This window comes from Pantoea sp. OXWO6B1 (genome assembly GCF_001641135.1).
Lineage (GTDB): Bacteria > Pseudomonadota > Gammaproteobacteria > Enterobacterales > Enterobacteriaceae > Pantoea > Pantoea allii.
Genome location: NZ_LWLR01000001.1, coordinates 4,083,349 through 4,098,642 on the forward strand (window position 1 = coordinate 4,083,349; position 15,294 = coordinate 4,098,642).

Genomic DNA, 15,294 nt, shown 5'->3' on the forward strand with positions numbered 1-15,294 from the left:
GGCGAAGCGACTATCGGCCAGACAATGCGGGATCTAAAATGCAAAAAGCCCGCATAACGCGGGCTTCGTTTTTATACTGCTTACTGTTGGTCTAAGCCGGACGCGAAATCATTCCCACTCAATCGTCGCCGGTGGTTTGCCCGAAATATCATAAACCACCCGGGAAATGCCGTTAACTTCGTTTATAATGCGGTTGGACACGCGGCCCAGGAAGTCATATGGCAGGTGCGCCCAGTGGGCGGTCATGAAGTCGATGGTTTCGACCGCACGCAGTGAGACAACCCAGTCATATTTACGGCCATCGCCCATCACGCCAACAGAACGCACAGGCAGGAAGACGGTAAAGGCCTGGCTGACTTTGTTGTAGAGGTCGGCTTTGTGCAGCTCTTCAATAAAGATGGCATCTGCACGACGCAGCAGGTCACAATACTCTTTCTTCACTTCACCCAGCACGCGTACGCCAAGGCCAGGCCCCGGGAACGGATGGCGATAGAGCATATCGTAAGGCAAACCTAACTCCAGACCGATCTTACGCACTTCGTCTTTAAACAGCTCGCGCAGCGGCTCGACCAGGCCCATCTTCATCTCTTTTGGCAGGCCACCCACGTTGTGGTGCGACTTGATCACGTGCGCTTTACCGGTAGCCGAGGCAGCGGATTCAATCACGTCAGGATAAATAGTGCCCTGCGCCAGCCACTTCACGTCCTGCAGGCGCAGTGCCTGTTCGTCAAACACTTCGACGAAAACGCGGCCAATGATTTTGCGCTTCGCTTCCGGATCGTTTTCCCCTGCCAGGGCATCCAGGAAACGTGCTTCGCCGTCAACGTGAACAATATTCAGACCAAAATGGTCGCCGAACATGTCCAGCACCTGCTCAGCTTCATTCAGGCGCAGCAGCCCGTTATCCACGAATACGCAGGTCAGGTTTTTACCGATGGCGCGATGCAGCAGCATGGCAGTCACTGACGAATCCACACCGCCGGATAAGCCCAGGATCACTTTGTCGTTGCCGACCTGCACACGCAGACGCTCGACGGCATCCTCAATGATTTTCGCCGGTGTCCAGAGCGCTTCACATTCACAAATATCCATCACGAAACGTTCCAGCATGCGCAGTCCCTGACGCGTGTGCGTGACTTCCGGGTGGAACTGCACGCCATAGAAGCGTTTCTCTTCGTTAGCCATGATGGCAAACGGACAGGTTTCTGTGCTGGCGACCGTAACAAAACCATCAGGGATAGCAGTCACTTTATCGCCGTGGCTCATCCAGACATCCAGCAGCGGTTTACCGGCCGCGCTGATGGCATCTTCGATATCGCGAATCAGCGCGCTTGCGGTGTTGACTTCAACCTGCGCATAGCCAAACTCGCGCTCGTTGGACCCTTCCACCTTGCCACCCAACTGCATCGCCATGGTTTGCATGCCGTAACACACACCCAGAACCGGTACACCCGCAGTAAACACATAGTCAGGTGCGCGCGGGCTGTCGTTTTCGGTGGTACTTTCCGGGCCGCCAGACAGGATGATGCCGCTTGGATTGAACTGGCGAATCTGCGCTTCGGTGACATCCCACGCCCAGAGTTCACAGTACACGCCAAGCTCACGTACGCGGCGCGCGACCAACTGAGTATATTGAGAACCAAAATCGAGAATCAGAATGCGGTGCTTATGGATATTTTCCGTCGTCATTGAGGGGTTTCCAGAACGGTGACTTTAAGTAAAGCGCCCGGCTGTTGCCGGGCGAGAAATCTTACGGGGTTATGAACCCATGCGGTAGTTTGGTGACTCTTTGGTGATGGTCACATCATGCACGTGGCTTTCATTGATGCCCGCACCGCTGATACGCACGAATTCGGCTTTGGTGCGCAGGTCATCAATGGTCTGGCAGCCGGTCAGGCCCATACAGGAGCGCAGGCCGCCCATTTGCTGATGCACGATCTCTTTCAGGCGGCCTTTATAGGCCACGCGGCCTTCGATACCTTCTGGCACCAGCTTGTCAGCAGCGTTATCGGTCTGGAAGTAGCGGTCTGATGATCCTTTAGACATCGCGCCCAGCGAGCCCATTCCACGGTAGGATTTAAAAGAACGGCCCTGGTAAAGTTCGATTTCACCCGGTGATTCTTCAGTACCTGCCAGCATCGATCCCACCATCACACAGGACGCGCCCGCCGCAATCGCCTTAGCGATATCACCAGAGAAACGAATCCCGCCGTCCGCGATAACCGGAATGCCCGTGCCTTCCAGCGCGGCAACGGCGTCAGAAACGGCGGTAATCTGAGGTACACCTACACCGGTAACAATACGGGTGGTACAAATTGAGCCAGGGCCGATACCGACTTTGACCGCGCTCACGCCAGCTTCAACCAGCGCCAGCGCACCTGCACCCGTCGCCACGTTGCCGCCGACGATTTCAAGCTCAGGATATTTAGCGCGGGTTTCGCGAATACGTTGCAGCACGCCTTCGGAGTGGCCATGAGATGAATCAATAAGCAGTACGTCCACACCCGCTGCAACCAGGGCATCCACGCGCTCTTCATTGCCCGCACCTGCCCCCACGGCGGCACCGACACGCAGACGACCCTGCGCATCTTTACAGGCGTTAGGTTTACGTTCGGCTTTCTGGAAGTCTTTAACGGTGATCATGCCCAGCAGGTGGAAACTGTCATCCACGACCAGCGCTTTTTCTACACGCTTTTCATGCATTCTGTGCAGCACGACATCACGGGCTTCGCCCTCTTTCACTGTAACCAGACGTTCTTTCGGCGTCATAACGGCAGTGACGGGCTGGGTAAGATCGGTGACGAAGCGCACATCGCGACCGGTGATAATGCCCACCAGTTCGTTGTCCGCGTTCACCACCGGATAGCCGGCAAAGCCGTTACGTTCGGTCAGCTCTTTGACTTCTGCCAGCGTGGTGGTTGGCAACACGGTCTGCGGTTCGGTGACCACGCCGCTTTCATGCTTTTTAACCTTACGCACTTCATCTGCCTGGCGCTCAATCGACATATTTTTGTGAATGAAGCCCAGACCGCCCTCTTGCGCCAGCGCAATAGCCAGACCCGCTTCGGTCACGGTATCCATCGCAGCAGAAAGCATTGGAATGTTCAGACGAATGTTTTTGGTCAGTTGAGTGCTGAGATCGGCCGTATTGGGCAGGACGGTGGAGTGTGCAGGAACGAGCAGGACGTCGTCAAAAGTGAGTGCTTCTTTAGCGATTCTTAACATGGCAATACTCCACCTTGGGTGCGTGAGAATAGATAAAATATTGCCGCGGCATTATACAGGCCGTAATCGATTGCCTCCACTATTATTTAATAAAAAGTCTTGATCCGCACAATCAGCAATGTAGTATCGACTGATTAACCTACTGATTTGGAATTTGATCTTCGTCACATGTCGCTGCCGCCAAACGCCAATATTTTTACCGTCAGCCGTCTCAATACCACAGTGCGTCAGCTGCTGGAAAATGAGATGGGTTTGGTTTGGCTCAGTGCCGAGATCTCCAATTTTACCCAGCCTGCCTCCGGTCACTGGTACTTCACCCTAAAAGATGATGGCGCACAGGTACGCTGTGCCATGTTCCGCAATGGCAATCGTCGCGTCACGTTTCGTCCTCAGCACGGTCAGCAGGTCCTGGTGCGCGCGAACATCACTTTGTATGAACCGCGCGGCGATTATCAGCTGATTATTGAAAGCATGCATCCCGCTGGTGAAGGCCTGTTGCAGCAGCAGTTTGAGCAGTTGAAAGCTAAGCTGGCACAGGAAGGCTTATTTGAGCCCGGGCACAAAAAACCCTTACCCCAACCGGCTAAACAGGTTGGCGTTATTACCTCCGCGACCGGTGCAGCCCTGCACGATGTGCTGCGTGTGCTGCATCGTCGCGATCCGTCATTGCCTGTGGTGATTTACCCCACCGCCGTACAGGGCGTGGATGCGCCTGCCGCTATCGTGCGCGCCATTGAGCTTGCGAACCAGCGTGCAGAGTGCGATGTGCTCATCGTGGGGCGCGGCGGCGGTTCGCTGGAAGATCTGTGGAGTTTTAACGACGAGCGAGTCGCGCGTGCGATTTTTGCCAGTCGCATTCCCGTGGTCAGCGCGGTGGGCCATGAAACCGACGTGACTATTGCCGATTTTGTTGCCGACCTGCGCGCGCCAACGCCTTCTGCCGCGGCAGAGATTGTCAGCCGTAATCAGCTTGAACTTCTGCGTCAGCTGCAGTCACAACAGCAGCGGCTGGAAATGGCGATGGATTATTATCTGGCACGCCAGCAGCGGAGCTTTAGCCGTTTAGATCACCGCCTGCAACAGCAGCATCCGCAGTTGCGCCTGGCCCGCCAACAGACTGCACTGTTTCGCTTACAGCAGCGCCTGAGCGAAGCGATGGAAGTGCGGCTGCGCAACGCCAGCCGCCAGCAGGATCGCCTGTCACAGAGGCTGGCACAGCAGCAACCACAGCAGCGCCTGTATCTGGCGCAACAAAGCCTGCAAAGCTGGCATTATCGCCTGCAACAAAGCATGGAGAAATTGCTTAACCGCGACAAAAACCGCTTCGGTCAGCTTGCGGCCCAGTTGGAAGGCGTCAGCCCGTTAGCCACCCTGGCGCGTGGCTTCAGCGTCACCACCGACAACGCAGGTCAGGTGGTGAAAAAAACACGCCAGTTAAGCAACGGCGATTTACTGCGTACCCGCCTTGATGATGGCTGGGTAGAAAGTCAGGTCACTCAGCTGATTCCTGAAAAACCGAAACGAAAGAAAAGCATTTCTTAACTATACTTCCTGGTACATCCCTCGTGCCAAGGAGTCTACAATGGCTTTCAGCGTTATACCTCCCTACATTCTTCGTAAGATTATTGCTCACGGTTCCGGCTATCAGCAGGAGCAGGCGCGCCGTACGCTCACCCACGTTCAGCACCTGATGGCGGAGCACTGGCAAAAGACCGCTGCACCCAAGACCACGCAGGCCGGGAAGATTGAGCGTGAAATCTATGACGCCAAAAATCAGGAAACGTTGCCAGGCACCCTGGTGCGTAAAGAAGGCCAGTCCTCAAATGGTGACATTGCCGCCGACGAGGCCTGGAACTATCTTGGCGTAACTCATGACTTTTTCTGGCAAATATATAAACGCAATTCTCTGGATAATAACGGTTTGAAATTAGCTGGCACCGTGCATTATGGCGAGAAATATCAGAATGCCTTCTGGAATGGTCAGCAGATGGTATTCGGAGACGGCGATGGTGAAATCTTTAACCGCTTTACCATCGCTATCGACGTTGTTGCGCATGAGTTATCGCACGGTGTCACAGAAACCGAGGCCGGTTTGATCTATTTTGAACAGGCTGGCGCACTGAATGAGTCGATGTCCGACGTATTTGGCTCTCTGGTGAAGCAGTTCAGTAAGAAACAGACGGCGGAGAAAGCCGACTGGATTATTGGTGAAGGCTTGCTGGCGAAAGGTATTCACGGTAAAGGCTTGCGATCGATGTCGCACCCCGGCACCGCTTATGACGATCCCATGTTGGGTAAAGACCCGCAACCGGGCCATATGGACGATTATATTAAAACGCGTGAAGATAACGGCGGTGTGCATCTGAATTCTGGCATTCCTAACCGTGCCTTTTATCTGGCAGCAAAAGCATTAGGTGGATTTGCCTGGGAACAGGCAGGGCAAGCCTGGTATGACACCTTATGTGATGATAATTTGCATCAGGATGCTGACTTTAAAGCCTTTGCACAGTTGACCGTGCAACACGGTGAAAAGCGCTTTGATCGTTCTGTTGGTAGCAAAATTGAACAGGCGTGGAAAGAGGTAGGCGTATTATGAGTCAACTCCCCGAACTTACCGATGACGCAACCATTGTGGTTACGCGTGAAGGTGGCTTTGCTTTTATTCCCGGCTTACGTAGCGAGCGTCGTTTTCCTTTGGGTGAACTTCCTGCGCCAGAGAAACAGCGCGTCTGTAAAGTGCTGGAACAGGCGATGCCGCTGTGCGAACCAGAGGAAAAAGCGGCTAAGGTAGGCGGCGGGGACCAGCGCTATTTTCGTATCCAGATCCAGTACGCCACGCGCCGTGAAGCAGGCACTGTAGTGCTCCTGATACCGGAGCAGTCGGCACCGCCGGAGCTGGCGTCGCTCTTCCGCGACGGAAAATAAGCAGAAAAAAGGGCCGCTAGCGGCCCTTTTCTTTTATCCGTTACGACGTGCTGTTACTTGCTGTCAGGCAGCGCATAAGCAATCACGTAATCACCGCGATCCGGTGACTGACGTGCACCGCCTGCCGAGATCAGAATGTACTGCTTACCGGTTTTTGGTGAGACATAGCTCATCGGGCCGCCCTGACTTCCCACAGGCAGACGCGCTTTCCACACCTCTTTACCGGTTGCGCTATCGAATGCCCGCAGATAGTAATCCTGGGTGCCGGCAATAAAGACCAGACCGCCCTGAGTTGCCAGCGTGCCGCCCAGCGTTGGCATACCGATTGGCATTTTGGCGCGCATTTTAATCCCAAACGGACCGGTATCCTGTACGGTACCAACCGGGACCTGCCAGACGATTTTCTGGGTTTTCATATCGATAGCTGACAAGGTACCAAACGGCGGTGCCTGGCAGGGAATGCCCAGCGGTGACATAAAGCGGTTCTTGTTCACCGCATAAGGTGTGCCTTTCAGAGGAACGGCGCCCATACCGGTATTAATCGCTTCACCGCCGTTGCTGCCACGGGAAACCTTGCTGGTATCCACCGGAATCATCTGTACCCACAATCCTAAACGCATGTCGTTGACAAACAACAGGTTGTTATTTGGATCGGTGGACATGCTGCCCCAGTTCATCCCGCCCAGCGAGCCAGGGAAGCTCAGCGACTTATCGGTGCCCGGCACGGTAAACAGGCCGTCATAGCGCATGGATTTAAACGCGATACGGCAGGCAAGCTGATCGAACGGCGTGGCGCCCCACATATCAGACTCTTTCAGTTTCTGATTGCCAATCATTGGCATACCGGTCGAATGCGGCTGGGTTTTCGTATATTGCTCGTTCGGGATATGCCCCTGCGGCATCGGCAGCTCTTCCACTTTAGTGAGAGGCTTGCCGGTCAGACGATCCAGCACAAAGATCATGCCGGTCTTGCCGCCGATAACCACCGCAGGTTTGGTGCTGCCGTCCTTCATCGGGAAGTCGATCAGGCTGGGCTGCATCGGCAGATCGAAGTCCCAGAGATCGTTATGTACGGTCTGATAAACCCACTTCTCTTTGCCGGTTGTGGCATCAAGCGCCAGTACCGAGGCACCGTATTTATGGTCCAGTGCGTTGCGGTTCGCACCCCACAGATCGACTGAGGAGCTTCCCATTGGAATAAACACGGTGTTCATGGCCGGATCATAGGACATGGGTGCCCATGAGTTCGGCGTACTCCGCGTGTAGTCCTTACCTGGCATCAGAATGGCATTTGGATCGGTATTGCCCGGGTCAAAGGCCCAACGCATCTGGCCGGTGATCACGTCAAATCCGCGCAACACACCGCCAGGCATGTCTGTTTTAACGTTGTCAGCCACGCGCCCGCCTACAACAACCGTTGTACCGGCAATCGTGGGTGCAGACGTGAGCTGATAAAGGGGATCGGGCGCATCACCCAGGCCCGCTTTGAGATCGACGATGCCGTGGTTACCGAAGTCCTCACAGAATTCACCGTTGTCGGCATTGATAGCAATAAGACGTGCATCAATGGTATTCATCAGAATACGGCGCTGGCAGCTGTCTCCGGCAGCCAGGGTCACGCCTGGGACCGGCGTTGATCCCGGTTGAGTTGGCTGGGTAAGCGGTTTGGTGGCATCAAAATAGGCCAGTCCACGGCAGCGCGGCCAGACTTCTGCCTGGGCATTAATTTCACGCTTCCAAATCTGCTTGCCGCTGTCGGCTTCAACCGCAATCACATTGTTGTGCGGGGTGCAAAGATAGACGGTATTTCCCACCTGCAGCGGGGTTTGCTGATCTTCAGCACCATTGCCGGTTGGGCTTTCTGGAATATCGCCAGTGTGGTAAGTCCAGGCGACCTGCAGATCCTTCACGTTATCGCGGGTGATCTGGTCCAGCGCAACAAAACGGCTTCCCCCTGCGGTATTCCCATAGTGGTCCCAGTTTTGCTGTTGCTTTGACTTATCCACCGGGATCAGCGGCAGCTCCTGTCCGGTTGAAGCAACGGTAGGATGAGGCTGGAACATCTGCACTAATGTGGCAACCATGCCTACGGCAATGACGGCAGAAAAGGCATACGAGACTTTTGCCAGAGAAGGCTTATTTTCACGCTTACGCAGCGCGGGCCATGTGATGAATGCCAGGATCATTAAACCCGCAGGCACCATCAGACGGGAAACCAGTGGCCAGAAATCCAGCCCGGCATCGATAACGGCCCAGATTAACGTCCCGACAAACACCAGCAGGAACAGGACCACTGCCGATGATTTGGCACGGACAAACTGAATGGCGGACAGCACCATCACGATGCCTGCAATCAGAAAATACCAACTGCCGCCCAGCGTCGCGAGTTTTCCCCCGCCAACAGCAAAGAACAGGCCGGTTGCCAGTAGCACCAGCCCGAGCAGCACGGACCATATTCTCAACCCTTTACCGGATCGAGATGATGTTTCAGCCATAACACTTACTCTCCTGATAAACAAAGCCGCTCCTGTCCTGTGCGACCCGGCTCATCGCCGGTCACGGTGCAGGTAAAAGAAACAGCGTTGTTTTATTCCAATTAAAGCGGACCCGCGTTCATGAAATGAATGATGTGTTCCGGAGGCAGCCCATGCTGGCGTGACTCCGTCATGACGCGGCAAAAATTGTACCACCTGGTACGTTATCCCGTGAAGGTTTAAACGTGTTCGTTACGAAGCAATAGCATTTTCGCTACAAATTTTTACGCCGTTACCGTTACGGCTCGCAGCGTTTGGATCGTTATGTGTTGCAGGTTGAAGCACCCAAGCGTCAGGCAGGAACAATCCTGTAAGTCAGACGATGTTTTGAAACTAAGCCGTGACCATGATTACAAAAGTAGTCAGTCGCGCCGCAGCTTCTGAGTTGCTCAAGGGGCTGATGGCAGTCGGGGCAGACAGGCTGATAGTGATAACGGACACCACAACCTGTACAGATAAGATCGGTGGCGTCCGGGGCTAAGGGTTGCTGACATTTTTCACAGGTTGCGCTCATTTTTTTTCATCCGGCCAGGCAAATAAGCGCAATTCTAGGACAAAAAAAAGAGGGCCATTTGGCCCTCGATCAGTTAACGCTTATTTTTCTTCATATGCGCCATCAAACGCTTGCGCTTTCGCTGTTGCGTCGGCGTCAGCAGATTGCGTTTGCCTTCATAAGGGTTTTCACCCTCTTTAAACTGAATGCGGATTGGCGTCCCCATCACGTTCAGTGAACGACGGAAGTAGTTCATCAAATAACGTTTGTAGGAGTCCGGCAGGTCTTTAACCTGATTACCGTGTATCACCACAATCGGTGGGTTATAACCGCCCGCATGGGCATATTTCAGTTTAACGCGACGACCGCGAACCAGCGGTGGCTGATGGTCTTCCGCTGCCATGTTCATAATGCGCGTCAGCAGTGACGTGTTTACTCGCTTCGTGGAGCAATCGTATGCTTCCGTGACGGACTCAAACAGGTTGCCTACGCCGCTGCCATGCAACGCCGAGATGAAGTGCACGCGCGCAAAATCGATAAAGCCCAGACGGAAGTCGAGCGTTTCTTTGACTTCGTCACGGACTTCCTGCGACAAGCCATCCCATTTGTTCACCACGATCACCAGTGAACGTCCGCTGTTCAGGATAAAGCCCAACAGGGACAGATCCTGATCGGAAATGCCGGCACGCGCATCGATCACCAGCATCACTACGTTAGCGTCTTCAATCGCCTGCAACGTTTTGATTACCGAGAATTTCTCGACCGTATCCGTGATTTTTCCGCGCTTACGTACGCCAGCGGTGTCGATCAACACATACTCGCGACCGTCACGTTCCATGGGAATGTAGATACTGTCACGGGTGGTGCCTGGCATGTCGTAAACGACCACGCGATCTTCACCGAGAATACGGTTAGTCAACGTAGACTTACCGACGTTAGGACGGCCAACAATCGCCAGCTTAATTGGCAAGGTTGTAGGATCGAAATCATCCTCTTCTTCCTCTTCCTCACCGTTTTCTTCTGCCGCTAAGGCTGCCCAGTAAGCTTCGTTTTCGTCTTCTTCGGTCATCTCGACCGGATCGACCTTCTCCATCCACGGCAGCAGGGCCGTTTCAATCAGGCTGGTGACACCGCGGCCATGAGAAGCGGCGATGGCGTGAATCTCACCCAGCCCCAGAGAATAGAAGTCTACGACCGCCTGATCCGGATCCAGTCCGTCAGTTTTATTCGCGACCAGAAACGTCGCTTTTTGGCGAGAGCGAAGATGTTTTGCAATTTGCTGATCGGCGGCCATCATGCCTGCGCGCGCGTCCACCATAAACAGCACAACGTCTGCTTCTTCAATCGCCAGCAGCGACTGCTCTGCCATACGCGTTTCAACACCGTCTTCGGTGCCATCAATACCGCCGGTATCGATAACAATAAATTCGCGCCCTTCCACTTCGGCGCGACCATATTTGCGATCGCGAGTCAGTCCAGGAAAATCCGCTACCAGCGCATCTCGTGTGCGGGTTAAACGGTTAAACAGCGTAGATTTTCCCACATTGGGACGCCCAACCAGCGCGACCACAGGTACCATAACAATGCCTCAATAATGTATTAAATCGCCCGAATGGCGTGATTATAACGGCTTTAGCCGCTCAGTTCAGGCTTAAGGCGCTAAGGATACCATGCCTGACTAAAAACGAAACGGCCCCTGATGAAATCAGGAGCCGTTGTGCCGGAAGGATAACCCTGCCTGACAACTTACCCGTTAGCGGGTAATGGCGTAAACTTCACCGTCTTTTGACTGAATCAGCAACTTGTCGCTGGCGACGACTGGCTCAGTCTGGAAGCCTGAACTGTCCAGCTTTTGCTGGGCAACAAAACGGCCGTCGGTGGTGTTCAGCCAGTGCAGATAGCCTTCGCTGTCACCGACCACAAGGTAGCCGTTATACAGGACCGGTGAAGTCAGATTGCGATGCAGCAGATCACTTTGACGCCAGATAGCCACACCGCCATCCGCGTTGAGGGCAATCACGCGATCGTCCTGATCTACCAGGTAGATGCGACCCGCATCCACAATCAGATCTTTCACACCGCCGATTTCACGTTTCCACAAAATCTGACCAGAACGTAAATCCAGTGCAGTCAGGTTACCGTTGTAGGCCAACGCATACACAACGCCGTTAACAATGACCGGCGTGGTATCCACATCGCTCAGACGGTCGATTTCTGTCGCACCGCTCGGCTGTGAAATACGCTGCTGCCAAATCAGCTGGCCCTGGTTCAGAATAACGGCGCTCACGCGGCCGTTATCGCCACCCACGATTGCGCCACCAAAGGCAACAGACGGGGCAGATTCACCGCGCAGTGACAGCGCAGGCATATCCAGGTTAACGGTCCATTTTACTGCACCGCTGGTTTGATCAAGTCCCTGCAGCATACCGTTGCTGGTGTGAACCAGTACCAGGCCATCGCTGACCACCGGACGCGACAGCGCTTCGCCCGCGGCTTTGGCTTGCCATGCAATCGCACCATCGCTGGTGTTCAGTGCATAGACCTGGCCACGTTCGCTGCCGATGTAGAGGCGGTCGCCACTCACGGTGATACCGCCAGACAGCATGGCAGAGCGGTTTTTCGAGAAGAAGCCGGTTTTCTCAGAGAGATCGACTTTCCATTTTTCTTTACCATCCGCCGCGTCTAGCGCTTTTACGATACCAAAGCGGTCAGCAGCATAAACGGTGCCGTCTTGCCAGGTCGGGTGCAGGTTAGAGTAGAAATCACCGATTCCATCACCCACGCCAGTGCTCCACACGGTCTGAGGCGTGAACTGATTTTCCACCTTCGGCAATGGGGCCATTTTCACTACATCTTCTTCGCCGCTGAACAGCGAGCAACCACTGAGCAAGGTGACTGAGATCAGCCCCGGCAGCAGGTATTTACGTAATTCCATGCGCTCTCTCTTGACTGGCTTAGCTTAAGTTATTCATCTTCATCTGCATCATTTGCTTCAGTGCAGGAGACGCATCAGATTCGACGCCTTTACTCCATGCATCGCGCGCGCCCTGCTTATCGCCTTTGCTCAGCAGCGCTTCGCCGCGGATGTCAGCGACAATGGCTGTCCAGCCATCACCCTTCACACCGTCAAGGGTTTTAAGTGCTGCATCAGCCTGATTTTGTTGCAGTTGAATGCGTGCCAGACGCAGGTTAATGACCGCCTGCAGGTTGGCATCTTTCGTGTCTTTCAATCCGTTTTGCAGCAGGGTTGCGGCTTTGTCCAGCTGATTGCTGTCGACATACTGCTTCGCCAGATCCAGTGCCGCCAGGGCACCGTAGGTATTACTGTTTTCGCTGGCGAAAGTGTTTACCGCTTCCAGCGTTTCTGGCTTACCGGCCTGCATGGCACTGGTGACTTTCTGGTATTCAGCTGACACGGTTTTAGCTGAATCCTGCTGATGGCTGGACCAGTAACGCCAGCCGCCCAGCGCAGCGATCCCGATGACGACACCGACAGCTAAGGCTTTACCGTTGTTGGCGAAAAAGCGACGCAGCGCATCAACCTGTTCGTTCTCATTGCTATAAACTTCCACGCAATCCTTCTCCTTTCAATGGTTGTGCTGTGACACGCTTACTGCAAGAGCGTGCGCAGTGCAGCAGCCGCATCCGCCTGCGCCAGCGTTTGCTGTTCGCCATTGCGCAGATCTTTAATCACGACCTGACCGGCCTTCTGTTCATCTTCACCCAGCACCAGAGCAACGCGAGCGCCCCACTTATCCGCACGGGCAAACTGCTTCTTGAAGTTACCGCCACCAAAGTTGGTCATCAGTTTCATGTCGGGCAGTTGGTCACGCAGCTTTTCAGCCAACTGCATCGCCGCTGACTGAACCCCCTGGCCGGAAGCGATAACATAGACATCGACATTGCGCGCGGGTTCAAATTCCGGATTAACCGCCTGCACTAACAACACCAGGCGCTCCATTCCCATGGCAAAACCAACAGCAGGCGTTGCCCGACCGCCCAGTTGTTCGACCAGGCCATCATAACGACCACCACCGCAAACGGTGCCCTGCGATCCCAGGCTGTCGGTAACCCATTCAATCACCGTGCGGTTGTAATAATCCAGCCCGCGCACCAGGCGCTGATTGACCGTATAGGCAATACCGGCGTCGTCCAGCAGCGCACGCAGACCGTCAAAATGCTCGCGTGACTCCGCATCCAGATAATCGCCCAACTGGGGCGCATCATTTAACAACGTCTGAATATCGGGGTTTTTGCTGTCGAGTACACGCATTGGGTTGCTGTACATGCGGCGCTTGCAGTCTTCGTCCAGCGCGTCTTTGTGCTGTTCCAGAAATGCCACCAGCGCGTCGCGATAGCTGGCACGGGCTTCAAGCGAACCAATGGAGTTCAGTTCCAGACGAACATGATCGGCGATGCCCAGCGCTTTCCACCAGCGCGCATTCAGCATAATCAGTTCGGCATCAATATCCGGCCCCTGCAGGCCAAACACTTCAACGCCTATCTGATGAAACTGGCGATAGCGCCCTTTCTGAGGTCGCTCGTAGCGGAACATCGGGCCCATGTACCACAGGCGCTGTTCCTGATTATAAAGCAGACCGTGTTCGATACCTGCACGCACGCAGCCTGCCGTCCCTTCCGGACGAAGCGTCAGGCTTTCGCCATTGCGATCGTCAAAGGTATACATTTCTTTTTCAACCACATCGGTAACTTCACCAATGGCGCGTTTGAACAGAGGAGTCTGCTCTACGATAGGTAAGCGAATTTCGCTGTAACCATAGTTCGCCAGCACTGACTTCAGTACCGCTTCAATCCGTTGCCAGATGGCCGTATCCGCAGGCAGAAAATCGTTCATCCCGCGAATCGCTTGAATATTCTTCGCCACGTTAAAATCTCTTAATACAAAAAAACCTGTCCGGCATCATACCTCATGAGGATGAAACCGCACAGGCTCAGCTAAAAAAGTCATGCATGCCGAACAGGAACCGGATTATTTTTCCAGTTGCTGCACGTCAATACGACGGGATTCATCCAGCATGGCCGCTTTGGCACGAATGCGCGCTTCCAGTTGATCGATCATATCGTCATTATCCAGACGCACGCGCTGACGCACGCCATCTTCATAGAAGCCGCTTTTCTTGTTGCTGCCGGTCACGCCAAGCGTGGATACCGTGGCTTCGCCCGGACCATTCACCACACAGCCGATAATGGAGACGTCCATCGGGGTGATGATGTCTTCCAGTCGCTGCTCCAGAGCGTTAACCGTACCAATAACGTCAAATTCCTGACGTGAGCAGGTCGGGCAGGCAATGAAGTTGATACCGCGAGAACGAATGCGCAGCGACTTCAGAATATCAAAGCCGACTTTCACCTCTTCAACCGGATCGGCGGCCAGAGAAATACGCAACGTGTCACCAATCCCTTCGGCCAGCAACAGCCCCAGGCCGATAGCGGACTTCACCGCACCTGCGCGCGCGCCGCCCGCTTCGGTAATCCCAAGATGCAGAGGCTGCTCGATTTGTTTTGCCAGCAGACGATAAGATTCAACCGCCAGAAAAACATCCGAGGCTTTAACGCTGACTTTGAATTGATCGAAGTTGAGGCGATCCAGATGATCGACATGTCGCATCGCTGATTCCAGCAGGGCCTGCGGTGTAGGTTCACCGTATTTTTCCTGCAGATCTTTTTCCAGCGATCCGGCGTTAACACCGATACGAATAGGGATATTTTTATCGCGGGCGCAGTCAACGACGGCGCGAATACGCTCGTTATTACCGATATTGCCCGGATTAATACGCAGGCAGTCCACGCCGTATTCAGCCACTTTAAGCGCGATACGGTAGTCAAAGTGGATATCGGCCACCAGCGGCACATTGACCTGCTGCTTAATCAGCTTAAAGGCTTCTGCGGCATCCATGGTCGGTACCGAAATGCGCACGATATCAACGCCCACGCGCTCAAGGGCTTTAATCTGGTTTACCGTCGCGGCCACGTCAGTGGTGCGGGTGTTGGTCATCGACTGGACGGCGATTGGCGCGCCGTCGCCAACGGGCACCTGGCCGACGTAAATACGTTTGGACTTACGGCGGATAATGGGTGCTTGGTTATGCATATTTC

12 protein-coding genes are annotated in these 15,294 nt (G+C 54.3%); 3 read left to right on the forward strand and 9 right to left on the reverse strand.

All coding sequences use genetic code 11. The annotated features are described in order from the left end of the window. Positions 1-108: 108 nt before the first annotated feature. Both guaA and guaB read right to left on the reverse strand, forming a co-directional pair. Positions 109-1,689, reverse strand: coding sequence for a glutamine-hydrolyzing GMP synthase (gene guaA, locus A6A26_RS21055; protein WP_063880555.1), 1,581 nt, complete (start codon positions 1,687-1,689; stop codon positions 109-111). Positions 1,690-1,758: 69 nt separating this feature from the next. Then, positions 1,759-3,225: an IMP dehydrogenase gene (gene guaB, locus A6A26_RS21060; protein ID WP_063880556.1), complete on the reverse strand. Its 1,467-nt coding sequence runs from the start codon at positions 3,223-3,225 to the stop codon at positions 1,759-1,761. Between the two features lie 168 nt (positions 3,226-3,393). On the opposite strand from guaB, the gene xseA reads away from it, so the two are divergent. Genes xseA through A6A26_RS21075 form a run of 3 tightly spaced genes read left to right on the forward strand, consistent with a single transcriptional unit; the run spans position 3,394 to position 6,150 of the window. Beyond that, entirely contained in the window at positions 3,394-4,767 is a 1,374-nt protein-coding gene (xseA, locus tag A6A26_RS21065) for an exodeoxyribonuclease VII large subunit (protein ID WP_063881230.1), read from the forward strand. Between the two features lie 40 nt (positions 4,768-4,807). Further along, the gene (locus A6A26_RS21070; protein ID WP_063880557.1) at positions 4,808-5,821 is read left to right on the forward strand and encodes a M4 family metallopeptidase; all 1,014 of its coding nucleotides are present in this window, start codon (positions 4,808-4,810) and stop codon (positions 5,819-5,821) included. Continuing rightward, positions 5,818-6,150 (forward strand): protealysin inhibitor emfourin, encoded by a 333-nt coding sequence (locus tag A6A26_RS21075; RefSeq protein WP_063880558.1) that lies wholly within the window; start codon positions 5,818-5,820, stop codon positions 6,148-6,150. The genes A6A26_RS21070 and A6A26_RS21075 overlap by 4 nt, the downstream gene beginning before the upstream one ends. Before the next feature lie 53 nt (positions 6,151-6,203). On the opposite strand, the gene A6A26_RS21080 is transcribed toward A6A26_RS21075, so the two are convergent. The 7 genes from A6A26_RS21080 to ispG all read right to left on the reverse strand — a co-directional run bounded on the left by A6A26_RS21080 (position 6,204) and on the right by ispG (position 15,289). Further along, entirely contained in the window at positions 6,204-8,645 is a 2,442-nt protein-coding gene (locus A6A26_RS21080) for a glucose/quinate/shikimate family membrane-bound PQQ-dependent dehydrogenase (RefSeq protein ID WP_063880559.1), read from the reverse strand. Between the two features lie 331 nt (positions 8,646-8,976). Beyond that, complete coding sequence (locus tag A6A26_RS25025; RefSeq protein WP_074181031.1) at positions 8,977-9,198, reverse strand: zinc ribbon domain-containing protein; 222 nt, start codon at positions 9,196-9,198, stop codon at positions 8,977-8,979. Between the two features lie 73 nt (positions 9,199-9,271). Further along, positions 9,272-10,756 (reverse strand): ribosome biogenesis GTPase Der, encoded by a 1,485-nt coding sequence (der, locus tag A6A26_RS21085; RefSeq protein ID WP_063880560.1) that lies wholly within the window; start codon positions 10,754-10,756, stop codon positions 9,272-9,274. Between the two features lie 174 nt (positions 10,757-10,930). Continuing rightward, positions 10,931-12,112, reverse strand: coding sequence for an outer membrane protein assembly factor BamB (gene bamB, locus A6A26_RS21090; RefSeq protein WP_063880561.1), 1,182 nt, complete (start codon positions 12,110-12,112; stop codon positions 10,931-10,933). 19 nt (positions 12,113-12,131) lie between these two features. Then, positions 12,132-12,749 carry a YfgM family protein gene (locus A6A26_RS21095; protein WP_063880562.1) on the reverse strand — a complete coding sequence of 206 codons (618 nt, stop codon included), beginning with the start codon at positions 12,747-12,749 and terminating at the stop codon, positions 12,132-12,134. Between the two features lie 38 nt (positions 12,750-12,787). Then, positions 12,788-14,062, reverse strand: a complete 1,275-nt coding sequence (gene hisS, locus A6A26_RS21100; RefSeq protein WP_063880563.1) for a histidine--tRNA ligase — start codon at positions 14,060-14,062, stop codon at positions 12,788-12,790. Positions 14,063-14,167: 105 nt separating this feature from the next. After that, positions 14,168-15,289, reverse strand: a complete 1,122-nt coding sequence (gene ispG, locus A6A26_RS21105) for a flavodoxin-dependent (E)-4-hydroxy-3-methylbut-2-enyl-diphosphate synthase (RefSeq protein ID WP_063880564.1) — start codon at positions 15,287-15,289, stop codon at positions 14,168-14,170. Positions 15,290-15,294: the final 5 nt, after the last annotated feature.